This window comes from Natronobacterium gregoryi SP2 (genome assembly GCF_000230715.2).
Lineage (GTDB): Archaea > Halobacteriota > Halobacteria > Halobacteriales > Natrialbaceae > Natronobacterium > Natronobacterium gregoryi.
The window spans coordinates 3,588,722-3,611,319 of record NC_019792.1 but is presented as its reverse complement, the minus strand read 5'-3'; the positions used below and the strand labels follow the sequence as shown (position 1 = coordinate 3,611,319).

The following is a 22,598-nucleotide window of genomic DNA, read 5'->3' as shown; positions in this document are numbered from 1 at the left end:
ATCTGCTCAGGGTCACGACGACAGACCGCCCGCGAGAGTCCTGTGGAAACACCGACGACGTCACGCCGATCCCGATGGGGAAGGGACAGAGGACCGACCGAAAGCGCTAGTAGCTCTTTGCGAAGTACGCGAGGTCGTCGGCATCGTCGCCACAGACTGCACACTCGGCGTCGTCGTCCTCGGGTGCCTTCGGAACGCCAGCAGTCTGGCCGCCCTGCTCCTCGAGCGGTTGCATCACGATCTCGGCGGCAACTTTCTCCTTGATCGCTTCCTCGCAGGCCTGGTCGCCACACCACGGTACCTTCACGTAACCGCCGTGCTTGCCGATTGTCCCCATGATCTCCTCGGCGCTGTCGGCCTCGCGGACGTTCTCCTGTAAGTTCTCTTCGGCGGCCTCGTAGAGTTTGTCGTAGATCGTCTCGAGGTGTTCGTCGACGGCGTCGACGATTCCGTCACGATCCTCGACGGCTTCCTCGTTGTCGGGTCGATGAACCAGCGTGACTTCTTCGTCCTCGACCTCGTAGGGGCCGATCTCGAGTCGCAACGGAACGCCGTTCAACTCGTGTTCGTTGAACTTGAACCCAGGGTTGCGCTCGTCGCGGTCGTCGAGTTCGACGCGGAAGCCGGCTTCTTCGAGGTCGTCGACGATCGTCTCGGAGTACTCGAGGACATCCTCTTTGGTGTCTTCCTGCCAGATGGGGACGACGACGACCTGCGTGGGCGCGATGGTCGGCGGGAGCACGAGCCCCTGGTCGTCGGAGTGAGTCATGATGAGTGCGCCGAGTGCACGCCAGGAGAGGCCCCACGAGGTGGTGTAGGCCGTCCGCTCCTCCTCGTCTTCGTCGACGTACGTGATGTCGAACGCCTCGGCGAAACTCTGGCCGAGGTTGTGGCTGGTCGCGCCCTGGACGGACTTGCCGTCGGGCATCAGCGCCTCCACCGTGGTCGTGGTGTCCGCGCCGGGGAACTTGTCGTGTTCGGGCTTTTTGCCACGGAGCACCGGAATCGCGAGCACGTCCTCGTAAACGCGTTCGTACTGGTCCAGCCGGGTCCAGACCTCCTCCCAGGCACCTTCGTTCGTGGCGTGGGCCGTGTGGCCCTCCTGCCACATGAACTCCTTCGTCCGGAAGAACGGCTTCGTCTCGGTGGCCTCCCACCGCACCACGGAACACCACTGGTTGATCCGCAGCGGCAAGTCGCGGTGGCTGCGGGTCCAGTCGGCCATGAAGGGAGCGATGATCGATTCGCTCGTCGGACGGACTGCGAGTCGCTCCTCGAGTTCGTCGTGACCGCCCTGGGTCACCCACGCGACCTCGGGGTCGAACCCCTCGACGATGTCTTTCTCGCGCTCGAGGAAGGACTCGGGGATGAACATCGGGAAATAAACGTTGTCGACGCCGGTTTCCTTGAACCAGCCGTCGAGCGCGTCCTGGATGGACTCCCACAGCGCGTAGCCACGTGGCTTCGTAACGATGAACCCGCCCATCGGCGCGTAGTCAGCGAGGTCGGCCTTCTGGACCACTTCGGCGTACCACTCCCCGGGTTTGTGCGATTTCGACTCGGTGATACCGAGTTCCTGGCTCTCGTCGCTCATTGGTTCGACAGTCAGGCAGCGCGGTCTTAAATCGTGCGAAGGCCGTCGCTGAACGGAACTCTCGTCCCGGCGACCTCGCTGCCCGCGAGCGATAAACGCCCGGCCGACCCTTTCCTGTTCTCGCACATTTATACGGACTGGTTACCATTGTAACTCTATGCGAGCTATCGAGGTTACGGAGTACGGCGACAGCGATCGTCTCGAGGTAATCGAGACGGACAAACCCGACCCCGACGCGGGCGAGGTCCGGATCGAGGTCGAGGCCGCGGGGATCAACTTTGCGGACGTGATGCAACGGCGCGGCCTCTACCCCGGCGGTCCCGAAGCACCGTACGTCCCCGGCATGGAGGCCGCGGGGACGATTGACGCGACCGGCGAGGGCGTCGGCCTCGACGAGGGCGACCGCGTCGTCGCGATGCTCGACACCGGCGGCTACGCCGAGTACGCCACCGCAAACGCCCAGACGCTCTTTCCCATCCCCGAGGGCATGAGCTTCGAGGAGGCCGCCGGCTTCCCCGTCCAGTTCCTCACGGCCCACTCCTGTCTGTTCGAGTGGGGCGGCCTCGAGGACGACGAGACGGTCCTCATCCAGGCTGCCGCGGGCGGCGTCGGCACTGCAGCGGTCCAACTCGCCTCGAACGCCGGCGCGGAGGTGTTCGGCACCGCGAGTACGGACGAAAAGCTCGAGCTCGCGGCCGACCTGGGCTGTGACCACCCAATCCACTACACCGAGACGGACTTCCGAGACGTCGTCGACGACGAGACCGACGGCGAAGGCGTCGACCTCGTCTTGGAGAGCGTCGGCGACGACGTCTTCGACCGCAGTCTCGACGCCATGAAACACTTCGGCCGGATGGTCACCTTCGGCGTCGCAAGCGGCGTCCCTGCCTCCGCCGAGAACCAGCGACTCCTCTTCGAGAACAAGACTGTCAAAGGATTCCACCTCGGGCAGGCCGCCTACCACGACTCGAGCAAGGTCATGAAGGCTGTCCCCGACCTCACGGACGGGCTGACCAGCGGCGACCTCGAGGTAATTCTCGGCGAGGAGTTCGACCTCGAGGACGCGGCCGACGCCCACCAGTACATCGAGGACCGCAAGAGTTCCGGGAAAATCGTTCTGAAGCCCTGACTGTTACTCCGCCGCGGCGTCGAACGCAACGTCCCACTCGAGGTCGTAATCGACGAACTCGGCCTCGTCCAGGGGTTTTCCACCCGCGAACGCGAACTCGCCCGCGACAGTCTTTCCGTCCAGCACTCCCGGCAGCCACAGCCGGTCGTCCTCCCACATCTGGTCGTAGGGAACGTCCTCGACAGCGAACCACTCCGGCCGGGCCTCCTCCGATGCGGTCGGCTCCCCCGAGAACTCGTCGGTCCGGTAGACGTGACAGACCGTGTGGACCTCGCCGTCCAGCAGGAACGTGAGTTCCCCGGCCTTCTCGAGCGCCGCCGGATCGACCTCGAGTCCGACCTCCTCGCGGGTCTCGCGGACCGCACACTCCCGGGGTGTCTCGCCGTCCTCGAGTTTGCCGCCCGGACCGTTGTACCAGCCCTCGCCGAGTCCGCGGCGTTTCTCGATCAGGAGGACGTCGCCGTCCCGCAGCGGAAAACACAGCGTCGCCTCGATCATACGGAATCGTTCGCTTCGATCGACATAAACGCACGTATCGCGGTTACCGAACCGCAGATGCGAGCGACGCGTTCACGACCGAGGCGCTTACGTCTTCCTCACGGTTGGATCGGGACTCGTCAGCGGCGTCCCGATCTGTGGTCTGTTCCCTGCCATCAGTTCCGTGGTCGGCGCGCTCGACGGGTCTACTGTCCGAAAACTCTTTACCGTGCTTGCGGACGTCCTCGCGTCTCTCTGCGGTCCTCGAGCCCGTCGGGCCCACAGCCCAGTGACCGATGCGGGCAGTACCGACAGTGATTGCCCGGCGTCGTCTCGAAATAGTCGGGATCGTCGGCGGCCACGAATGTCTCGAGTACCGACTCCCACTCCGGCAGTTCGTCGGATTCGGGATCGACGAGTTCGGCCCGCGGACCCGAATCGACGTCTCCCACGTAGACGTAGCCGACGGCCGAGACTGGTTCGTCGAATCGCTGCTCGCAGGCACGAGCGTACAGCACGAGTTGGACGGCCTCGGTCGGATCGGCCCGCTCGGCGGTCGCCTTGTAGTCGAGGACGACGAGTTCCCCGTCGGGCGTCCGGCGAACCGAGTCGACGTAGCCGACGACGTTGCCCGTCACGCCGGCGACGTCTGCAAGCGAGAACGGCAGTTCGGCCGCGAGTTGGTCCCAGTCGGCGACTGGACGGTCGAAACCGTCCGCCGTCGCCCCGAAGTATCGATCGACGCAGGCCAGTACGTCCTCGCGGTGGTCGGTCAGTCCTCGAGCGGTCAGCTGTCGGGTCGCTGCCTCGTGCCACTCCTCACGGCTCTCGTACTCGCGGTAGAACGCCTCTTCGGCAACGTCGTGGAAGACGGTGCCGACGACTCGCGAGCCGCCGTCGCCGGAAGATGTCTCGCCTCGAGCCCCCGGATCGTCGATCGCCCGGACGACGTGATCGAGGTAGTGCTTTCGCGGACACGTGTCGTGAGTCTCCATCGCGGTGTAGCTGTGCGAGATTGCGACCGGGAGTTCGGTCGCCTCGGACAGCGTCTCGACCGGGAACCGGACGGTCTCTTCGGTCAGCGTCGACAGCCGCCGCGCGCCCGGCACTCGAACGCCGTCGTCGCGACCGTCGGCGTAGCTCGCGGCGTCGGCCGCGGGCAACAGCGCGTCGTCGCGCAGTAATCGCCCCAGCTGGTGGACCGTCTCGATCGCCTCCCGCGTTCGCAGCGGCTCGACCTGTCGGTCCTCGTAGTCGGCGTAGTAGGTGATCGAACCGGGGGTCACGCCGCTCGAGCGAGCGAGTTCCGTCGTCCGGTCGGCGACTGTCTCTGGATAGATCTCTCGAACGTCCTCGAAGCTCTCGGTCAGTGACTCCCAGAGGTCCATCCGCTGGCCGGCAGTCGACCACTCGATCGCGTCGGGAAGGCAGGCGTCCGCGGTCTCGACGCCCAGCTGGGCGTCCTCACCCTCGTAGTCGTACTCGGCACCGAACAGAAAGAGGTGGTTCTCCGCACGGGTGAGCGCGACGTGGAGCACGCGCCACTCCTCGCCGACGGTCTCGGCCGCCAGATCCGACCGTAACGGCGACTCGAGGTCGTCGGAGAGCAACGCTGCAAGCAACCGCTCGCGGCTTCGCCGGGCGTAGTCCGCCTCGACGCACCACTCCTCGTCCGAGAGGAAGGGAACGAGGACGGTGTCGAACTCCAGTCCCTTCGCCTGGTGGACCGTCATCACGTCGACATAGTCGCTCGAGTGTGTTCCACGCGTTCGCTCGCTCTCGCTTCCCTCGAGCGTGTTCTCCAGCGCCTCGAGAAACTCCGCAGAGAGCATTCGCAACATCGAGTCGGCGTCGTAGGCGTCGACGAATCGCTCGATCCGGTCGAACTCGGCGCGCTCGTCGCTCGTGAGGAACCACTCGAGACGCGTCACCTCGCGGAACCGCCGGAGGAAGCCGGACAGCGGGTACAGACGCCGGTACTCTGCGAGCGTCTCGAGGTGGTCGCGTGCTCGCTCGAGCCTGTCGGGACGCTCGAGTGTCTCGCTGTCGACCTCGAAGACGGCGTCCACGAGCGGACCGTCCTGTTGCTGTAGCGTCCGAAGGTCGGACTCCGGAAGCCGATACCGGTAGAACAGAACTCGCCGGAGGTGGGCGTCCGCGTCGGAGTCGACGAGCACGCGGAGGTACGACAGCACCGTCCGGATACCGGGCGAGACGTCGCCGCCGGGCGAGCCCGATACCTCGTAGGGAATTCGACGGCTCTCGAGTGCCTCCGCGACGGCCTGGGCGTGGCGGTTCGTCCTGACGACGACCGCGACGTCCTCGAGTCGCCGTCGTGGGACGTTCTCGGCTTCACCGTTGAGCAGCCTCGAGACGGTCGTTCCGACCTGTTCGGCCATCGGCCGATCGATCTCGCCGCTCTCGATCGTGACGACGTGATCCGGCGGCTCCTCGAGCCCCGTGTCGTCGTCGGCACGCTCGTAATCGTCGTAGTCGCCGTACTCGCCCGGCGTCCGGTCTGCCTCCCGGAGCGTCTTCGAGGACTGTGGCCCGTACCCACAGCAGTTGGTCAGGTCGAGGATCTCCTGGCGCGACCGGAAGTTGAGCCCGAGTTCGACCGCGTCGTGGTCGTCGTAGACGGACGCGAGTCGGTCCAGTCCCCTGCGATCCGTCCCGCGCCAGCCATAGATCGCCTGGTCCTTGTCGCCGATTGCGAACAGCGACGGTCGGTCGTGGCCGTCGGTAAGTCCCGTGAGCAGGGAAAACTGCGTCTCGTCGGTGTCCTGAAACTCGTCGCAGTAGACCTGCTCCCATCGGTCGGTGATCTCGGAGGCGATCGACTCGTCGTTCAGCAACTGGGTCGCCTTCCGTACGAGTTCGTCGAAGTCGAGTGCACCCCGGTTCTCGAGGGCGTCGTGGTAGTCCCCGTAGACGTCGGTGTAGTGGCGCGCGAGCCGGAGGAACTCGACGTAGTGTTTCAGTCGGCCGAACGGGCTCTGCTCGATTCGGTCCGTCGCGTCCCGGCGAATCCGGTTGTAAAACAGCGCCCGCGGCAACTGTTTTGTCTCCCGCTCCTCGAGCGAGAGCGTCTCGATCGTCTCTGTCACGCAGTCCTGGAGGATCTCGAGGTAGCGCTCGACGTCGCGGACGACCTCGCTGTCGCCAAACGCGGGCGACTCGTCGATCTTCTCACGACAGTACTGAATCAGCTTGCCGTAGTCGACCAGCGACTCTGAGGCCGTTTCGAGGTGGTCCTCGGCGTTGAAGTACCGGAGCGCCTCGGCGTCGAAAGATAGTTCCTCGTTCGCGCGGCGCTCGAGCCAGAGGACGAACTCGGTCAGTAGCTCGAGGGTGCGAACGTCCGGCAACGCCTTCTGTAGCTCGCCGGGAGTGACGTCTTCCTGGCTCATCTCCTGGATGAAGCCATCGACGTCGGCGGTGAGTTCGGCCGGTGAGCCGTCGCCGGTCGCCGCGGCGAAACCGTAGTCGTTCTCCGCGAGCAGTCGGCCGATCAGCCGGCGGCGTTTTCGGTCGGTGACGACGTCGAACTCCGGCGAGTAGCCGAGGTAGTAGGCGTACTCTCGGACCAGCCGGTGACAGAACGAGTGGTAGGTGTAGACGTCGATTGCCGCCGCCGTTTCGGGATCGAGTCGGTCGGCGACCGCGTCGCGGATGCTGCCAGCGGCCTCGTTTGCGAACGTCAAGACCAGCACGTCGCCGGGGTCGACCGCGCCGGTCTCGATGGCGTGTTCGATCCGCATGAGCATCGTGGTCGTCTTGCCCGTCCCTGCACCCGCGTCGACGGAGGTACAGGCCGCCGTGCTCTCGAGAACGGCATCCTGGTTTCCGCGGGGTTCGAGCTCCTCGTCTCCCGGTTCGCGTTCTGGCTCACCCATCGAACGCCACCTCCGTCCCGACGTACTCGCCACAGCAGACGCGATACTCACACGCCGGACAGACCTCGTCGACGATGTCGTCCCACCGTTCACTCGGGTCGAAACCGTCGGATCGGAGACGGTCGACGACCGACTCGAGTCGCCCGTCGACGGTCCGATTGCGGTGTTCGTGGGTCATCCCGAACGTGTGGTGGTCGACGTAAACGTCGGTGAGGTCTGCGACCTCGAGACTCGTCTCGACAGTCTCACGCACCCAGTTGATCGACGTCTCCGAGCGATCGGCGAGGGGCACCCAGACGTACCGGCAGGTTCGATCGGACAGCCCGAGCCGGTCGGCGTAGCTCCGGAGCCCATCAAGGACGACGGCGGTCTCGAGCAAGGTCCCAACGGAGCCGGGATCGAACTCGTCGGCTTCGGGATCGAAGTGGTCGACGAACCGGTCCTCGACGTCCTCCCACTCGGAGCGATACCGGAGATACCCCATCGGCCAGAGCGTCGGGACGAACCGCACCCCGACCAGCGACGAGCCGTCGCCGTAGACGTAGTCGACGGTCGCCTCGAGAGTGACGGGTTCGGCGTCCGAATCGGGGACCGAAATCGAACTCTCGAGGTCGATCTCCGGGCCGGCGAGCGTGGCGTCGCCGTCCGCCACCTCCTGGCGCAACTCTCGAACCCCCATCGCGTGTTCGACGCCCGCCAGCTCGAGGTACGCCCGCAGCGTCGCCTCGAGGACGCGGCGTTCGTGGCGTCGCTGTGCCTGTGAGTGGAACGGTTCGTCGTGGTCGTCCCAGAGCGTCGACAGTCGTCGTTTCGCCACCGCTTCGAGCGCCTCCGGGTCGCTCTCGTCGCTTTCGAGGGCCGCACAGATCGCCGTTCGAAGCAGTGAGACGCGGTCGGCCGTCGCATCGTCCTCGTCGGTCCCCTCGAGGTCGTAGACGTAGCCCAGTTCGTACTGGCGGGGACAGCGGAGGTAGGCCCGAAGCGCGTCGACCGAGAGCGTCTCAGTCATTCCGGACCACCTCTCCCGCCGCGAACTCGAACTGCGACCGCACCGCCTCGGCAAGTTCGTCGTCGACATCATCCGCCGAGAGGACGACGGCGAGCTCCTCGAACAGTTCCTCGGTGTCCGCGAGGTCGGCCTCGCCGCCCGTACTCGCCTCCCGGAGGACACGCTCGAGTTCGCCGTGGGGCTGGTCGAGGACGGCCTCGAGGGCGTTCGTCTCGCCGTTGATCGCCGCCTCGTCGTGGGTGTCGACGTCCTCGAGTGTGGGTCCGGACGTCGACGCGAGTAGCTGGAGGTAGCGCGACTCGTCGTAGGTGCGTCGCAGCCCGCCGGAGCCCCGTTCGTACGAACAGCAGTAGAGACGGCTCCGTGCGGCACGGGCACCGATCGCGAGCCGGCGTCGCGATCGCTGGGCGTGGTATGTTTCGAAGGGGTCGCCCACGTCGTCCGATCCGTCGACCGTCGCAAACGTCTCCGCGACCGTCTCGGGCGAGGGGTCGGTGACCGCCGGATACCCCGACATCTCCTCGAGCCACGCGTCGGGAAACAGCTGCGTGAGGAACTGTTCGCCCGGGTACGCGTCGTCGATAAGATCCAGCAGGAACACGACCTCGTATGCGTCGTACTTGAGATCGCCGACAGCACAGACCGTGACGCCGCCGGTCGGCGGCTGGGTCTCGACCGCGTGGACGTACGGCGCGTCGTACCGGATCGTCCGCTCGAGCATTCGGCGGAATCCGTGCCAGTCCGGCCCGACGAGATCCGTCTCCTCGACGAAGTCGGCGATCTCGAGGACGCGACGCACGCCTGCGTACTGCTCGCGGGCATCGACCCAGTCCTCCTCGGCAGCGATACGTCCTTTCAGGTTCGTCTGCCGGAGCCACTGCCGGAGCGCGCGGACGACACTCGAGTCGTCACAGGCCTCGAGCAGGGACGGTGAAAAGTCGTCGACGCGAGCGCGGAGTCGCTCGAGGCCGTCCTCGCGAGCGAAGTCGCCGTCCCGGTCGCCGTCTGCAGCCCGCGTCTCGCTTCGCTCACACTGCAGCGCCACGAACGCGTAGAGTTCGTTGACCGCGGGGTCTTCGGCGAGCGAGGGAGTGCCGATCGTCGCCGTCGGAACGCCCGCTTCCCGGAGCCGCCGTCTGGTGTCTGGAACCCGTTCGATCGAGGGAACGGCGACGACGAACTCGTCGTAGCCCCACTCGCGACGCCCGGACAGCGACTGGATCTCCGTGGCGACCGCACGAACCTGCTCGCGTGCGGTTCCGGTTCGAATGCGGTGAGCGCGTCCAGTCGGTTCCGCCGCGTCAACACTCGAGTCGCCCTCCGACGCCTGCGCGTCAGTGCTCTCTTTCGACTCCGGCGCGTCGCCGGTCGCGAGAAATCGGACGATATCGCGGTGAGGGGACCCGGACGCGTCCACTCGCTCGAGCCGTTCCATCGCGAGGCCGTCGCCGACGACGTCCCCGATCCGACCGGGCTCGACACGGGTTCGCTCGACGCTGGCGTGGCGTTCGCCCAGACAGACCAGTCGCGCATCGGCCGAGAGTGCTCCGAGATAGCGTCGGTCGAGTCGGCGGAACTCCTCGAACTCGAGAGCGAGGACGGCGTCGAACGACTCCGTCATCCGCGTCCGGAGGCCGTCGGCGTCGTCCTCGAGCAGGTCGACGGCCCGCGGGATCACGTCCGCCCGCTCGACGTAGCCGCGGGATGCGATCGCCTCGTGGAATCGGTCGTTCATCGCGTAGAGAAACTCCAGGCAGTCGTGGACGTCCGCCCCGTCCTCGAGTCGGCGCTGCTGGCGGGTCGCCTCGAGCAGCAGTTGCCCCACGTCCCGGGCGAAACTCTCGTGACGGGCGGCCCGCTCGAGGTAGTCGGGAACGTCACGGCTCGCACCGTCGATCACGAGCGAGATGAGTTCGATACGTTCCTCGTACTCGAGTCGATCCAGCGTCGGATCGTGCTCTTCGATGACCTTCGAGGCGTGTTCGGGGACCGACTCGACCCGGGGAGAGCGCGGCGAACCGTTCGTCGAGTCGACGGCGGCCAGCCGTTCGCGGACTGCCTCGAGGCCGGCGGGGTGGCGCTTCAGGACCAGTACGTTCCGGGGGCCATACTCGTCCGCGAGAGCGGCGTACTCGCGGGCAGCGTCCTCGAGGGCGTCGGACGCGGGACAGTCTCGGAGTTTACAGACCCCCTCGAGGGAGAACGTCGTCGACATCGATGGATACGTCCCCGTGTAGGAGCGAGTTACTACTTAAAGGTACGGCGACGGATCGGTCCGATGCGGTCCGTCATCGTTTTCCCCGAATGTGACGACCACCACGCATGGACGACGCTCTCGTCATCGGTGGCACGCGGTTCATCGGGCGCCACCTCGTGACGGAACTGCTCGCAAACGGCTACGACGTGACGATCTTCAACCGCGGCAACCACGACGACCCCTTCGCCGCCGACGACCGCGTCGAACGCGTCCAGGGCGACCGGACGGACGACGACGCGCTCGCGGCGGCCGCAGACGAGGTCGACCCCGACGCAGTCTTCGACTGCGTGGCCTACTACCCCGATGACGTCCGGGCGGCGACTCGGATCTTTGCAGACTGTGAGGCCTACGTCTACATCTCGAGTGGCGCAGCGTACGGTCGGGAAGACATTCCCAAACGTGAAGGAGAGACGCCGCTTGCCCCGTGTACCAGGAACCAGGCGACCGACGACGAGGGCGACACCTACGGGAACCGGAAGGCCGAGGGCGACCGCGCGGTCTTCGAGGCCGCCGAGGAAGGCGTCGACGCGATGTCCCTCCGGCCGCCGATCGTCTACGGCCCACACGACTACACCGAGCGACTCGACTTCTGGATCGACCGGGTGAACCGCTTCGACCGGGTCGTCGTCCCCGGTGACGGGACGAATATCTGGCACCGCGTCTACGTCGAGGACGTCGCCAGCGCCCTGCGAATCGTCGCCGAACGCGGCGACCCGGGCGAGGCGTACAACACGGGCGACCGGCGACTCGTCACGCTCGAGGAGATGGTCGAGTTGATCGCCGACCAACTCGATACTGACGTCGAGATCGTCCACGCCGGCCCGCGAGAACTCGAGGCTGGCGACATCGAACTCGAGGACTACCCGCTCTACCGCGACTATCCACACGTCATGTCGACGGCGAAACTCGCCGACCTGGGCTGGGAGTCGACGCCGCTCGAGGAGGCGATGGGCCGTGCAGTCGAGGACCACCTCGAGAGCGACCGGGTTGGACGCGAGAACGGACCGGAAAGGGAGGCAGAGGAACGCGTACTCGGCATTCTGGAGACGCTCTAGTCCGGCGGCGTTCGCGGACGAACGACGAGAACGATTTTATGCCTCCCATACCCTTGGAGGGAATATGTTCCAGAAGTCAAAGTGGATTCGACTCCCACGAAACGTCGCCGTCGGTCACGGCGTCCTCGACGAGGTCGTCGAGATCGTCGACGACCTCCACCTGCAGGGCCGGCCGCTGTTCGTCACCAGTCCAACCCCACGCGAGGTCGCCGCAGAGCCGATCGCCGCAGACTTCGAGGCCGCGGGGATCGATCCCGCCGTCGTCACGATCGAGTCCGCAACCTTCGACTCGGTCGAGACGGTCATCGAGGTCGCCGAAGCCGAAGACGCATCCTACCTCGTCGGCATCGGCGGCGGGAAGGCGATCGACATCGCGAAGATGGCGAGCCACCACCTCTCGATGGGCTTTCTTTCGATTCCGACGGCCGCCAGCCACGACGGGATCGTCAGCAACCGTGGCTCGGTCCCCGACGGTGACACTCGCCACAGCGTCGCGGCCGAACCGCCGCTGGCCGTCGTCGCCGACACGGCCGTCCTCGCCGAGGCACCCTGGGAGCTGACGACCGCCGGCTGTGCCGACATCATCTCGAACTACACTGCCGTCATGGACTGGCGACTCGCCAGACGGCTCAAAAACGTCGAACACTCCGAGTACGCGGCCGCACTCTCGGAAATGACCGCCGAGATCCTGGTCGACAACGCCGACCTTATCCGGCCCGGTCTCGAGGAGTCGTCCTGGGTCGTCACCAAGGCGCTGATGTCTTCCGGCGTCGCGATGAGCATCGCGGGCTCTTCGCGGCCCGCCAGTGGCGCGGAACACCTCTTCTCCCACCAGTTAGATCGGCTGGAACCGAACGTGGCGCTCCACGGCCATCAGGTCGGCGTCGGCTCGATCATGACCGCCTACCTCCACGGCGGAGAACGAGGATTCTGGGTCGACATCCGAGACGCTCTCGACAGCATCGACGCGCCGACGACTGCCGACGAACTCGGGATCGACGACGAAACCGTGCTCGAGGCGCTGACGACCTGTCACGAGATACGCGACCGCTACACGATCCTCGGTGATGGCATGAACGAAGAAGCCGCTCGAGACGTCGCGACGAAGACTGGAGTGATCGGCTAAAACGAGATGCTGTACCGGTTCACCGGTGTCTGCACGCGTGGATCGTGTCGTCCCGGCGACGACGTACGGCAGTCCTAGAGCTGGATATTACAACTCACTAACTACTACACGCGACTGGAGACGCGCAGTTGTGAGAGAAAAGCGGAGTTCGAACGGCGTCGTGACGCTACCGGAGACCGTTCCTGTAATATACAGGCCCGTTCTCGGTATCTGAGACTCCCGCGGAGCAACTAATGGCAGCCAGTCTCAACGCATGCTTCGCAATGAAACCGAATCAGGACCCACTCGCAGATCCCGAATGGGTCAGCGAGACGTTGTCGGCGTTCGAGCGCGACGATCCAGCCTACAGGCTCCTCGAGGTCGATATCGACACGAGTCGATACGACCGAGGACACATTCCGGGTGCGATCAGCGTCGACTGGGAAAACGACGTCGCTGGCGAACTCGGCCGGGACATCGTCGACGCCGACGCCTTCGAAGCGGTAATGGAAGCGTGTGGCGTCACGAACGACACGACGCTCGTCCTCTATGGCGACGAGGCAAACTGGTTTGCGGCACACGTCTACTGGGTCTGTAAGTACTACGGACACGACGACGTCCGGTTGATGGACGGCGGTCGTCACTACTGGAACTGGCACGACTACGAGTGGACGACGGCGGTTCCGTCGGTCACGCCCGGTGAGTACACCGTCGACGAAACCGACGAGACGATTCGAGCGTACGAAGCAGACGTCAAACGCGCTCTCGAGACCGAGCAGCCGATAATCGACGTTCGCAACCCACAGGAGTACCGTGGCGGAAGTCCACCACCCGAGATTCCGAAAACGACGGATTCCGAGGGACACATCCCCGGTGCCGAAAACGTTCCGTGGGCCAAAGCGGTTCGTCCCGACGGCTCGTTCAAGTCCAAAGAGCAACTCCGCGAGGTGTACGACGTCGACGAGGACGACAGTGCGGTCGCTTACTGTCGGATCGGTGAACGAGCGTCGGTTACCTGGTTCGTTTTGCACGAGTTACTCGGTGTCGATGCGACCAACTACGACGGCTCCTGGACCGAGTGGAGTCAACTGGAGGACGCACCGATCGAAACGGGGGAACCGGGCGCGTCGTCGCCCGTTGGATCGGTTGGGGGTGACGGGCGATGAAAGGACAACACGCGAGAGTAAGTGGGCAGACGGTCGACGCGACGGTCGACAATCTGATGACCGTCTTTCGAGACCGCGTTCGAGAGGAACTGGCGGAAAAGGGGATCGACGAATTCGACGAGAACGACTGGTACCCGGTCACAGAATTCGCACGCACCCTGGAACTGATCGAGGACAGGGCCGGCGAGCCGACCGTCAGGCAACTCGGGGCCGCAGTTGCGAAACAACTCGAGTGGCGTGACGAGTCCGAAACACCGGCCGAAGCCCTCCGGAATCTTCCGAACGGACTGCAAAGCTGTCACCGCGGCAGAGTCGGCGAGTTCGAATTCGAGGGGACGGACGACGGCGGAACAATCGCGTTCGAGAGTCCGTACCCCCGTGAGTTTTCGAAAGGGATCGTTATGGGAACGGTCGAACGGTTCGGCGGACAGTTCCCCAACCTCGTCGAGAGCACGACGACCGGTCGTGTCGACTCCGACGAGATGTGCGAGTACGAAATCGAGTGGTGAACTGACCGATCACCTCGAGTGTGGCCGGTTGCTGTCACTGGTCACGGTTTACTGCCTGTCAGTTTCGCTGCAAGCGTTTCGGGTCGCGGTCGTACCGATACTCGGGACAACAATCCGTCTCAGACGTGTTCGTCGAGGAAGTCCGCGATTTCGGTGTAGGCCTCGATGCGGTTCTCGAGTTTCGAGAAGCCGTGGCCCTCGTCTTCGAATATCAACTTTCGGACCGGGACGCCCTGTTTGGCGGCCTGGTCGGCGATCTGTTCGGCCTCACCGACGGGCACGCGGGGATCGTTCTCGCCGTGGAGGACGAAAAGCGGTGCCTCGATCCGCTCGACGTTGTTGATCGGCGAAATGTCTTCCAGGAACTCGCGGTCGGCCTCGAGACTCCCGTACTCGGCTTCGCGGAGTTCGCGTCGCCAGTCGCCCGTGTTCTCGAGGAACGTGACGAAGTTGGCGATGCCGACGACGTCGATCCCAGCCGCCCAGAGATGGGGGTACTCCGTCAGCGCGGCAAGCACCATGAAGCCGCCGTAGGACCCCCCTTTGGCGGCGATACGGTCCGGGTCGATCGCAGGGTGGTCTTGCAGCCACTCGACGCAGGCCTCGATGTCTGCGACCGAGTCCATGCGCTTCTCGACGTCGTCTAGTGCAGCGTAGTCGGCACCGTACCCGGCCGATCCCCGGACGTTGGGTTCGAAGTACGCGTATCCTCGATCGAGGAAGTACTGCTTGACGCTCGAGAACGACGGCCGGCGCTGGCTCTCGGGGCCGCCGTGGATGTCGACGACGACGGGTGTGTTCCCCGCTTCGTAGCCGTCCGGCAGGGTGAGGAAACCGGGCACCTCCAGTTCGTCGAAGCTCTCGACGTGGACGAGATCGGACTCGTCGAACGTCTCCGGTGGAATCCCCGCAGTCGGGGCTCGCGTCCAGCGCTTTGCTTCCCCGGACTCGACGTCGACCACGAAGACGTTCGTGTTCACGGTGTCGCCGGTCGTCGACAGCGCGAACCGGTCAGCGGCGGGGTCAAAGCTAATGCCGCCGGAGACGCCGCCTGGTAGGTCGGGTTCGGGGAACCTCTCGAACTCGGTCGGCTCGTCGGCATCGAATTCGCCGACGGTCAGCTCGGTGTACCCCTCGACGTTTCGCGAGTAGACGAAGCGCCCGGTCTCGTCGTCCAAAGCGATCCCGTCGACGTTCCACCCCTCGCCCCGAGTGACCGTCTCGAGTTCTCCGCCCTCGAGATCCATGTAGGCGAGATACAGCGTATCTGCGTCACCCTCGTCGGTAACGAGGTAGAGTCCGTCGCCGTCGGGTGCCCAGCTCGCGCTGCTGTAGCGGACGTCGCCCTCGTGGGGCGTGAGATGCTCGATTTCCTCCGTCTCGAGGTCGAGGACGTAGAGGTCCTGGTCGAAGTTCGAGTAGGCCTGCGAGACCAGCAGGCGGGAGTCGTCGGGGCTCCAGCCGGCGAGTGAGAGCCAGCCGTCGCCCTCGTAGACGAGTTTTGCCGCGTCTCCAGTCGCATCACGATCCTGGACGTAGATGTCGAAGACGGCCTCGTCACGGCGGTTCGAAGCGAACGCGAACTGCTCACCGTCGTGGCTCCAGCCGCCCCAGCGGTGTTTGGCGTCCGGCATCGCCGTCACGTTCTCTATCTCGCCAGTCTCGGCGTCGAGTCGGTAGAGTTGAGCGCGTTCGTTGCCACCGTCGTCCATCCCGAAGATCAGTTCGGGCCGTTCGGGCGACCAGGAGGCGAAGGTCACCCGCTCGTCGTAGAAGGTGCGTTGTTGGGGCCACTCCTGTGGGTCCGCGATCGTCCAGACCTGTGAGGTGCCGGTCGTATCCAGCAGAAAGGAGAGTCGCTCGCCGTCTGGCCCGAACGACGCGCCGTAGGCGCTTCGAATATTGAGATAGCGTTCGAGTTCGTAGCTCATATCCCCAGCGTAGCGACTCGAGATGGTAGGCGTTTGGGTTCCGGTTGTCGCGACCGCTTCGACCGTTGCCATAGCGGTCGACGGGCAGCCGCTTGCTTCGGGCTGTGTTGCTCCCATCGGGAACCACGACGGACACCGACGGCCCGTCCGGTTACCGGGACGCTGGCCAGCGCTGGGATAGCCCAGCCCCGCCCGGACGACTGCGGTTCGAATACCCGCTACCCCATCACCGTGGTTAACAAAGTTCGTCGGCTGCTTTTCTGGCCACGATGACAGGGATGAGTTCTGGAGCCGACGACGGCTCGGTCTGGAACGATTCTCGCCGTTCTGGGTGCGTTCGGGCTGATGGTTTCGGTCGTCGCGCCGGAGTTCGCAACCGACGAGGACGAACCGCTGACGGAGAAAGACGGCGAACACATCGAGAGGCTCGACCCCGCTGGTGGCGACGAGCCCAAACCGGACGGCGAGAGCGACTCCGACGAGATGGCAAGCGCTGACGGAGCAGCCAGTGACACCGGAAACGCGGGCGTTCTCGCTGCCCTCGACGATGAGCAACCGGCCAGCAGACTGTAGCGAAAAAAGTGACTTTTTATCCTATCGCTACGTGACGACAGCATATGCGCGTCGCATTCGTCTCGTTCGAAACGATCCACCACCGGGATACCGAGACGAAGCGGCGACTCCAGACTATTCTCACGTTGCTCCAGAACGCCGGTCACGACGTTCACGTCTACTGTGCCCGATTCTGGGAAGGAGACTGCTCGACGTTCGAACGCAACGGCATCACCTACCACGGACTCGGCTCTGATCTCGAGGCGCGATACGCGTTCGTCGCCCGACTCCCCGTCGCTCTCGCATCGTTACGACCTGACGTCGTCCACACGATTCCCGAGCCCCCGGGACAGGTACTCGCGGCAAACTGGGGTGCAACGCTCGCCCGCGCACCACTCGTTCTCGAGTGGTGTGGCACAGAGGAACTGCCGGCCAACCGGGTGATGCGCTGGGCGCTGCCCAAACCTGATTGCATCATTACGCCGTCGGAGCTCGTCACCACCTGGGTCATGGAACGCGGCGTCGACGAGCACGGCGTCGACGTCGTTCCGAACCCGATCGACGTCGACCGAATCCGAGAGACACCGGTCGGCGAAGACGTGGACGTGATCTACTCGCGACGACTCGACGAGGGGGCAAACCTCGAGAGCCTCTTCCTTGCACTCGCGGAGTACCGTGACCGCGACTGGACCGCAACGGTCCTCGGCGACGGCCCAGAGCGAGACACCTACGAACGTCTGGCGAGTGACCTTCGGATCGAGAACCGCGTCACGTTCGCTGGCAACTGCTCGCTCGAGGAACGGATCGCGGCCTATCGGGGCGCACACGTCTTCGCCCAGACCGCCGAATACTGCGTCTTCCCCTCCGAAATGCTGTGGGCGATCGCCTCGGGCTGTGTCGGCATCGTCGAGTATCACGTCAACTCGAGTGCCCACGAACTCGTCGAAGGCTGGGATCGAGGGTTTCGAACCACCAGCGAGGAGGAACTCGCAGACGCCATCGTCGAGGCGGGCGACCTCGAGAGACGCGAGTTCGACGAGGCGTTCGACGAGTACGACAAAGACGCCGTTCTCGAGCAGTACCTGACGACGTACGAGCGCCTGCAGGAGTCGTCGGGCGTTCTCTGAACGACTATCCACGTGTGACACGGAACGCTGTCCCGATGTCCCGGCGCGACCGCAGGAGCACTCGCGGTCGCACCGGAACTGACGGACAGCAAACCGTATGAGTGGTTTCGTCACCGACTGTAAAGCCGTGGCTGTCCGCCTCGATATCCCGGTAACGAGCTCGTTGGCAGAGCCGCGTCTACGGACATACTTGTCAGAGCAGTCAGCGACCGATTCTACAGGCGAAACAGGCCAAGGCGGTTCACAGGCGGCTGTGATGGCTCGACGTACTGTTTGAGAACCGTGCCGACAGTCTCGATACCGAAAGAGCGCTCACGCTGATTCCAGTTGCGCCGTCTGCAACTCGCCTGCCCGCGAGCGTGCCTGCGAGATGACCGCGGGACGGGCCTCGAAGGAGACGAGCACGTCGTCGTCGCCGTAGGAGACGTCCTCGACGTTTGCGTTGTCGTGGATCCACGAGACGAGACTCATCGTGTCGTCGGTCATCGGCAAGACGAGTCGTTCCTCCTCCCAGTCCGGTAACTCGCGGTCGATCCGCTCGAGCAGGGCGTCGACGTTCGCTCCCTCTTTCGCGCTGACCGTGACGGGACTGGGTGCAAGCGACGAGATCGCCTCGCGTTTCTCCGCGAGTGCCTCGTCGTCGACCGCGTCGATCTTGTTCAGTACTGTCACGATCGGTGCCTCGTTGCGCTCGTAGAGGGTGTCGTGGCAGGTCACCAGTTTCTCGTGGATCGCGTCGACGGATTCGCTGACGTCGACCACGAGCAAGACCAAGTCCGCCCGGTAAACCGAATCCAGCGTCGACTTGAACGACTCGACCAGCCAGTGGGGCAGGTCGCTGATGAATCCGACAGTGTCAGTAACCAAGACATCGCGTGGTTCGATGTCCGCACGCCGGGTCGTCGTGCCAAGCGTCGTGAACAGTTTGTCCTGTGACTCCGCCGTCGACTCGAGATCCCGGTGGAGGTCTTCGTTCTCATCGACGTCCAGATCCGCCGCGAGCCGCCGCAACAGCGTCGACTTGCCCGCGTTCGTGTAGCCTGCGAGCGCGACCAGATCGAACCCCGAATCGCGGCGTCGCTCTCGGCGCTGCTGTTCGGTTTGCTCGATCCGCTCGAGTTCGTCCCTGATCCGACTGATCTGGTTTTTGATGTCCTGTTCGCGGCTCTCGTCGTACTCGCCGAGACCCATGAACCCGGGATGTTCCTCGCGTTTCGCGAGGCTGGTCTTAGCTTCGGCCCGAGGGAGTTCGTACCGGAGTTCCGCCAGTTCGACCTGCAGTTGCGCTTTCCGAGTCTGGGCACGCTGACCGAAGATCTCGAGAATCAACGTAAAGCGGTCGATCACCTCGACGCCCTCGGGCAACAGTTGGCCGAGGTTGTACGTCTGGTAGGGCCCAAGCCGGTTGTCGAAAATGACGGTCGTAGCGTCGGTGCCAGCGACTTTCGTCGCAAGTTCGTTCGCCTTCCCTTCGCCGATTTGCAGGGCCGAATCGGCCGTTCTCGACTGGGTAACCTCACCGACGACGGTGTAGCCCGCCGCCGCTGCGAGGTCGCGGATCTCACTGGTGTCTGGCGTGCCGGAGTCGACGCGTTTTGCGATGATCGCTCTCATGCCTGGATAAGTCGGGTTGACGCTGCTCGCGCTCGCGGTTCTCGTCTCGTTGCCGTCGATACGCACTGGCTCACTCCCGCCCTCGCCACAGTCGTCGGCCTGGCGGGTCGAACGCGAGGCTGTCGACCCGTCGAATCGTCAGTGATGGCGGTCGAACACCTCCGCTGGACGAGCGTGAGTCATACATCGCCGTACGTCTCCGACCGTCTTGAATCCCGTGTTCGTGGCGCCCACAACACAACAGTCATTGTTCCCGGGTCGAAAGTCCGGGCCGATGATAGACGTCGATCCGACGACGCTCGCTCTCGAGTTCTGTGGCGGCGCACTCATCGGTGGGCTCGTGGGTTTCGGGACGAAACGCATCGCGAAACTGCTCGCGATCATCATTGGCGTGCAGCTAATGGTCTTTCGCTATCTGGAGTCACAGGGTATCCTGATCGTCGACTACAATCGACTCACGGCCGGCCTCGTCGACGCACAGGAACAGGCACAGGTCCAGGCTGCCGGCACAGAAATCCACCAACTCGAGTCGATGCTCTCGGTGGCAGCCGTCGGTGCCGGATTCACCAGCGGGTTCCTGATCGGGTTCCACCGCGGGTGACATCCTCCTCGCCGTAACCGGTGGGATTCTCTCGCTGTTCAAAGATAGACGACAGCAACGATCGCCGGCTACCGAGTTTTCAGGTCGTCTTTGTCCTTGACGATTTCCGTCTCGGCTTTGCCGCTCGAGTGTTCGTTGACGACGTTGTAGAAGTCGTTTTGCATCCCTGCCGGGAACGTGACGACGCCGATCCAGGACCCGTCGGGCTGCCACTCCTCGCGTTCTAGGTCGCCGAACTGTCGCACCTGTGCCTGGGCACTGCCCGCGTACTCCGCGGGAATCTGGACGGCGACTGTCACCTCTTCGAACCGGATCGGGATGACTGGCCGGAGCGCATCCAGCGCGTCGTCGACCTGGTTCTCGACGGGCTCCATCGGATCGACCGTAAAGCCCGCCTCCTCGAGCGCGTTCTCGATGCGTTCGGGCGGGTGGGGAGCGTCGTCCATCTGCGGGTTGATCGCGTTGCGTGCGATCGTATCGATCAACTGCTTGCGCTTTTGTTCTTGCATCTCGCGGCGCTGCTCGGCCGTGATCTGAATCTCTCCCTCCGTGATGACCTCTGGAATGATCTCGAGCGGTTCGGTCGTGTCGAACACCGTCTCGAGGTCGTCCTCCGCCGGCCGGTCGCCACGCGAGGCGTCCTCGAAGACGTCTTCCGCCGCAATCACGTCCTCGAGATCGCCGTCGAACTCGTCGCGTTTGATCTCGAGTGCCGCGTCCGGGTCGACCAACACTTCGAAGCGCGCCCCGTGTGACTCAAGTCGCGCCGTCACTGCCTCGTCGAGTGATATCATGCCGTGAAATACCTCCGGCCGGGTAAAAGACCTTTTCCTGCCGACTCGAAGCGACGGTACCGCCCGGGACTGACGGACGGCTGTCGGCGAGGGACAGTCGGAAAAAGCGGAGTGAAACGGTGGCTAGTACCGTCCCAAACGTGGACCGACTAGTTGAGCGCTCTTGTGAAGGACATTGTTGGTGAGTCAGAGAACAGTTCGAACGATGTCTTTCAGGGCTTTTCGACCGGGTTTGCGTAGGATTTTCCGACGAAATTCGAAGAGTCTGAGATACGTGGTGAGTTTGTCCTTCGAGATACCTCGATGCGGCGAGAGCCACCGTCGCGCCAGCGACGCGTGGCTCTCGCACGTATTCACGTGTACATCTCCATCAACGTACTCTCCCTCGCCGTGAATAACCGCTTCTCGCTGGTACGTTTCGTCCGTCTCTAACGGGTCGTAGGCACGAAAGCCGTCGGTATAGACTGTCAGCGACTCCTCCTCGTGGGAATCGAGGAGGAGTCGCACAGCCGATTCGTCGGCGGATTTCGACGGGATGACGTATCGCTGATCGCTACCGCGATCAACGAGGACAAACACAGGTGGCTTGTCTTCGTCGTAGTTTCCTCTGCCACGTTTCGAGAGACCACGCGAGCGCGACTCTAATGATCAAGATAACTTTTGCAAATATGGACTGAGGAACTGGTCGATCCAAGACTTGGCGAATCCAAGTCGATCGGTGAGGGTGTTGAAGAGGCGGCGAGCGAGAGTGCGGAACGCGCTCTCGCTCGCCACGACGATTGGTGAAGCATTCCGTTTGAGCACTTTCCAGACCTGCTCGATTGGATTGAGATGCGGTGAACCGACCGGAAGAAAGACGAGATCGATACCGAGTTGATGTGCGCGCTTGCGCGTGTGCTCACAGATGTGAGACGAGAAGTTGTCCAAGACGAGCAGAATCCGCGTTCCCGGATTCTGCTCGCGGACCTCCTCCAATAGGGCACAGATGTTCTCTTTCGATTGATCTTCAGGAAAGGTCAGGACACTTTCGCCGTTGAGCGTATAGCACCCGACCGCTGGTTCGTCAAGCTTCACCAGCGGTCGTTCGAGTGTCGGATCATCGACGTACCACAGTCGATGCGAATTGTCGTATGGTTGCGGATGAGAAGCGTCACAAAAACCGACGATAGTTCCTCCATCTGTACAGATATCGTCGTCGAGAACCCAGCCTTCGTCCTCATCCTCGGGACGCTTGTTATGTGCTGTCTCTGTTTCCTCGTCGAACGCGTCTGCGACGCGTTCTTCGAGGATTTCATCTGCATTTTCTGGCCGTGAGGGACGTTTTGGACGTGGTTTAGCGTAAGACAGTCCGAGATTCCGGAGGAATCGACCGAGATAATCCGGATGGTACTCAACATCGAACTCTTCGTCCAAGAGCTGGTGAACTTCCTGTGCTTTCCAGGGCTGTCCCTCCCGGAGAAGTTCTAGAAGACACTCTTGTTCCTCGTCACCGAGCTTCGGGGGCCTTCCGCCCCCGAAGTTCGGTGTCAACTGACCCAGCCCGCCATCGTTCCATCGACGTGCCCAGCGACTTCCAGTCGACGCAGATTTCCCAACGTCGTCGGCTGCTTCTTCGTACGTTGCACCCTTGTAGAGACGTTTGACAAAGGTGAGCCGCTTGACGACCTTTGGATCGTCTGCTTCGTCCAGCAGACGATCCAACTCCTCCTCGCTCAGATGACGAACGAGCTCGCCCCGCCGGTCTCCTCCCATTACCCCGTTCGTCTTAGCCCACGCCCAAAA

General features: G+C 63.8%; 17 protein-coding genes and 1 pseudogene. 8 read left to right on the top strand and 10 right to left on the bottom strand.

Annotated elements, in window-relative coordinates:
• Window positions 1-106: 106 nt before the first annotated feature.
• Window positions 107-1,594 (bottom strand): proline--tRNA ligase, encoded by a 1,488-nt coding sequence (gene proS, locus NATGR_RS17730; RefSeq protein ID WP_005575752.1) that lies wholly within the window; start codon window positions 1,592-1,594, stop codon window positions 107-109.
• A 157-nt stretch (window positions 1,595-1,751) separates the two neighbouring features.
• Here proS and NATGR_RS17725 point away from each other — a divergent pair, with 157 nt between their 5' ends.
• The gene (locus NATGR_RS17725) at window positions 1,752-2,723 is read left to right on the top strand and encodes a quinone oxidoreductase family protein (RefSeq protein ID WP_005575753.1); all 972 of its coding nucleotides are present in this window, start codon (window positions 1,752-1,754) and stop codon (window positions 2,721-2,723) included.
• 3 nt (window positions 2,724-2,726) lie between these two features.
• On the opposite strand, the gene NATGR_RS17720 is transcribed toward NATGR_RS17725, so the two are convergent.
• The 4 genes from NATGR_RS17720 to NATGR_RS17705 form a co-directional block, all read right to left on the bottom strand.
• The gene (locus tag NATGR_RS17720; RefSeq protein WP_005575756.1) at window positions 2,727-3,221 is read right to left on the bottom strand and encodes an 8-oxo-dGTP diphosphatase; all 495 of its coding nucleotides are present in this window, start codon (window positions 3,219-3,221) and stop codon (window positions 2,727-2,729) included.
• 203 nt (window positions 3,222-3,424) lie between these two features.
• Window positions 3,425-7,096, bottom strand: coding sequence for a UvrD-helicase domain-containing protein (locus NATGR_RS17715; protein WP_005575758.1), 3,672 nt, complete (start codon window positions 7,094-7,096; stop codon window positions 3,425-3,427).
• Window positions 7,089-8,105, bottom strand: coding sequence for a PD-(D/E)XK nuclease family protein (locus NATGR_RS17710; protein ID WP_005575760.1), 1,017 nt, complete (start codon window positions 8,103-8,105; stop codon window positions 7,089-7,091). Before NATGR_RS17710 ends, NATGR_RS17715 begins: the two co-directional genes overlap by 8 nt.
• Window positions 8,098-10,320, bottom strand: coding sequence for a PD-(D/E)XK nuclease family protein (locus NATGR_RS17705; protein ID WP_005575761.1), 2,223 nt, complete (start codon window positions 10,318-10,320; stop codon window positions 8,098-8,100). The genes NATGR_RS17710 and NATGR_RS17705 overlap by 8 nt, the downstream gene beginning before the upstream one ends.
• A gap of 107 nt (window positions 10,321-10,427) precedes the next feature.
• On the opposite strand from NATGR_RS17705, the gene NATGR_RS17700 reads away from it, so the two are divergent.
• The 4 genes from NATGR_RS17700 to NATGR_RS17685 all read left to right on the top strand — a co-directional run bounded on the left by NATGR_RS17700 (window position 10,428) and on the right by NATGR_RS17685 (window position 14,197).
• Window positions 10,428-11,417 carry an NAD-dependent epimerase/dehydratase family protein gene (locus NATGR_RS17700; protein ID WP_005575763.1) on the top strand — a complete coding sequence of 330 codons (990 nt, stop codon included), beginning with the start codon at window positions 10,428-10,430 and terminating at the stop codon, window positions 11,415-11,417.
• 64 nt (window positions 11,418-11,481) lie between these two features.
• Window positions 11,482-12,543 (top strand): NAD(P)-dependent glycerol-1-phosphate dehydrogenase, encoded by a 1,062-nt coding sequence (locus NATGR_RS17695; protein WP_005575764.1) that lies wholly within the window; start codon window positions 11,482-11,484, stop codon window positions 12,541-12,543.
• A gap of 263 nt (window positions 12,544-12,806) precedes the next feature.
• Window positions 12,807-13,688, top strand: a complete 882-nt coding sequence (locus tag NATGR_RS17690) for a sulfurtransferase (protein ID WP_005575765.1) — start codon at window positions 12,807-12,809, stop codon at window positions 13,686-13,688.
• Window positions 13,685-14,197, top strand: a complete 513-nt coding sequence (locus NATGR_RS17685; RefSeq protein WP_005575767.1) for a hypothetical protein — start codon at window positions 13,685-13,687, stop codon at window positions 14,195-14,197. Before NATGR_RS17690 ends, NATGR_RS17685 begins: the two co-directional genes overlap by 4 nt.
• Before the next feature lie 119 nt (window positions 14,198-14,316).
• On the opposite strand, the gene NATGR_RS17680 is transcribed toward NATGR_RS17685, so the two are convergent.
• The gene (locus NATGR_RS17680) at window positions 14,317-16,128 is read right to left on the bottom strand and encodes a S9 family peptidase (RefSeq protein WP_049887881.1); all 1,812 of its coding nucleotides are present in this window, start codon (window positions 16,126-16,128) and stop codon (window positions 14,317-14,319) included.
• 345 nt (window positions 16,129-16,473) lie between these two features.
• On the opposite strand from NATGR_RS17680, the gene NATGR_RS17675 reads away from it, so the two are divergent.
• The gene (locus NATGR_RS17675) at window positions 16,474-16,701 is read left to right on the top strand and encodes a hypothetical protein (RefSeq protein ID WP_005575771.1); all 228 of its coding nucleotides are present in this window, start codon (window positions 16,474-16,476) and stop codon (window positions 16,699-16,701) included.
• A gap of 44 nt (window positions 16,702-16,745) precedes the next feature.
• A complete protein-coding gene (locus NATGR_RS17670) occupies window positions 16,746-17,807 on the top strand; it encodes a glycosyltransferase family 4 protein (protein ID WP_005575772.1) in 1,062 nt (353 codons plus the stop codon).
• A 312-nt stretch (window positions 17,808-18,119) separates the two neighbouring features.
• On the opposite strand, the gene hflX is transcribed toward NATGR_RS17670, so the two are convergent.
• The gene (hflX, locus tag NATGR_RS17665; RefSeq protein ID WP_015233893.1) at window positions 18,120-19,421 is read right to left on the bottom strand and encodes a GTPase HflX; all 1,302 of its coding nucleotides are present in this window, start codon (window positions 19,419-19,421) and stop codon (window positions 18,120-18,122) included.
• A 274-nt stretch (window positions 19,422-19,695) separates the two neighbouring features.
• Between hflX and NATGR_RS17660 the strand changes: the two genes are divergently transcribed.
• Window positions 19,696-20,022 carry an FUN14 domain-containing protein gene (locus NATGR_RS17660; RefSeq protein WP_005575776.1) on the top strand — a complete coding sequence of 109 codons (327 nt, stop codon included), beginning with the start codon at window positions 19,696-19,698 and terminating at the stop codon, window positions 20,020-20,022.
• A gap of 68 nt (window positions 20,023-20,090) precedes the next feature.
• Here NATGR_RS17660 and NATGR_RS17655 read toward each other — a convergent pair whose 3' ends face one another.
• From NATGR_RS17655 to NATGR_RS17645, 3 genes and pseudogenes are all read right to left on the bottom strand, one after another.
• A complete protein-coding gene (locus NATGR_RS17655) occupies window positions 20,091-20,816 on the bottom strand; it encodes a ribosome assembly factor SBDS (RefSeq protein ID WP_005575778.1) in 726 nt (241 codons plus the stop codon).
• 186 nt (window positions 20,817-21,002) lie between these two features.
• Window positions 21,003-21,458: pseudogene (locus NATGR_RS17650) on the bottom strand (IS1595-like element ISNagr10 family transposase); the annotation flags it as partial.
• Between the two features lie 6 nt (window positions 21,459-21,464).
• Window positions 21,465-22,568, bottom strand: a complete 1,104-nt coding sequence (locus tag NATGR_RS17645) for an IS630-like element ISNagr8 family transposase (RefSeq protein ID WP_015233380.1) — start codon at window positions 22,566-22,568, stop codon at window positions 21,465-21,467.
• Between the last annotated feature and the right edge of the window lie 30 nt (window positions 22,569-22,598).

Bases quoted from the DNA above. Each gene is read 5' to 3' on its own strand.
- NATGR_RS17645 (WP_015233380.1), bottom strand. From the start codon at position 22,568: ATGGGAGGAGACCGGCGGGGCGAGCTCGTTCGTCATCTGAGCGAGGAG.
- NATGR_RS17680 (WP_049887881.1), bottom strand. From the start codon at position 16,128: ATGAGCTACGAACTCGAACGCTATCTCAATATTCGAAGCGCCTACGGC.
- NATGR_RS17715 (WP_005575758.1), bottom strand. From the start codon at position 7,096: ATGGGTGAGCCAGAACGCGAACCGGGAGACGAGGAGCTCGAACCCCGC.
- NATGR_RS17720 (WP_005575756.1), bottom strand. From the start codon at position 3,221: ATGATCGAGGCGACGCTGTGTTTTCCGCTGCGGGACGGCGACGTCCTC.
- NATGR_RS17700 (WP_005575763.1), top strand. From the start codon at position 10,428: ATGGACGACGCTCTCGTCATCGGTGGCACGCGGTTCATCGGGCGCCAC.
- NATGR_RS17675 (WP_005575771.1), top strand. From the start codon at position 16,474: ATGGTTTCGGTCGTCGCGCCGGAGTTCGCAACCGACGAGGACGAACCG.
- NATGR_RS17690 (WP_005575765.1), top strand. From the start codon at position 12,807: ATGAAACCGAATCAGGACCCACTCGCAGATCCCGAATGGGTCAGCGAG.
- NATGR_RS17695 (WP_005575764.1), top strand. From the start codon at position 11,482: ATGTTCCAGAAGTCAAAGTGGATTCGACTCCCACGAAACGTCGCCGTC.
- NATGR_RS17670 (WP_005575772.1), top strand. From the start codon at position 16,746: ATGCGCGTCGCATTCGTCTCGTTCGAAACGATCCACCACCGGGATACC.
- proS (WP_005575752.1), bottom strand. From the start codon at position 1,594: ATGAGCGACGAGAGCCAGGAACTCGGTATCACCGAGTCGAAATCGCAC.
- NATGR_RS17660 (WP_005575776.1), top strand. From the start codon at position 19,696: ATGATAGACGTCGATCCGACGACGCTCGCTCTCGAGTTCTGTGGCGGC.
- hflX (WP_015233893.1), bottom strand. From the start codon at position 19,421: ATGAGAGCGATCATCGCAAAACGCGTCGACTCCGGCACGCCAGACACC.
- NATGR_RS17710 (WP_005575760.1), bottom strand. From the start codon at position 8,105: ATGACTGAGACGCTCTCGGTCGACGCGCTTCGGGCCTACCTCCGCTGT.
- NATGR_RS17725 (WP_005575753.1), top strand. From the start codon at position 1,752: ATGCGAGCTATCGAGGTTACGGAGTACGGCGACAGCGATCGTCTCGAG.
- NATGR_RS17685 (WP_005575767.1), top strand. From the start codon at position 13,685: ATGAAAGGACAACACGCGAGAGTAAGTGGGCAGACGGTCGACGCGACG.
- NATGR_RS17705 (WP_005575761.1), bottom strand. From the start codon at position 10,320: ATGTCGACGACGTTCTCCCTCGAGGGGGTCTGTAAACTCCGAGACTGT.
- NATGR_RS17655 (WP_005575778.1), bottom strand. From the start codon at position 20,816: ATGATATCACTCGACGAGGCAGTGACGGCGCGACTTGAGTCACACGGG.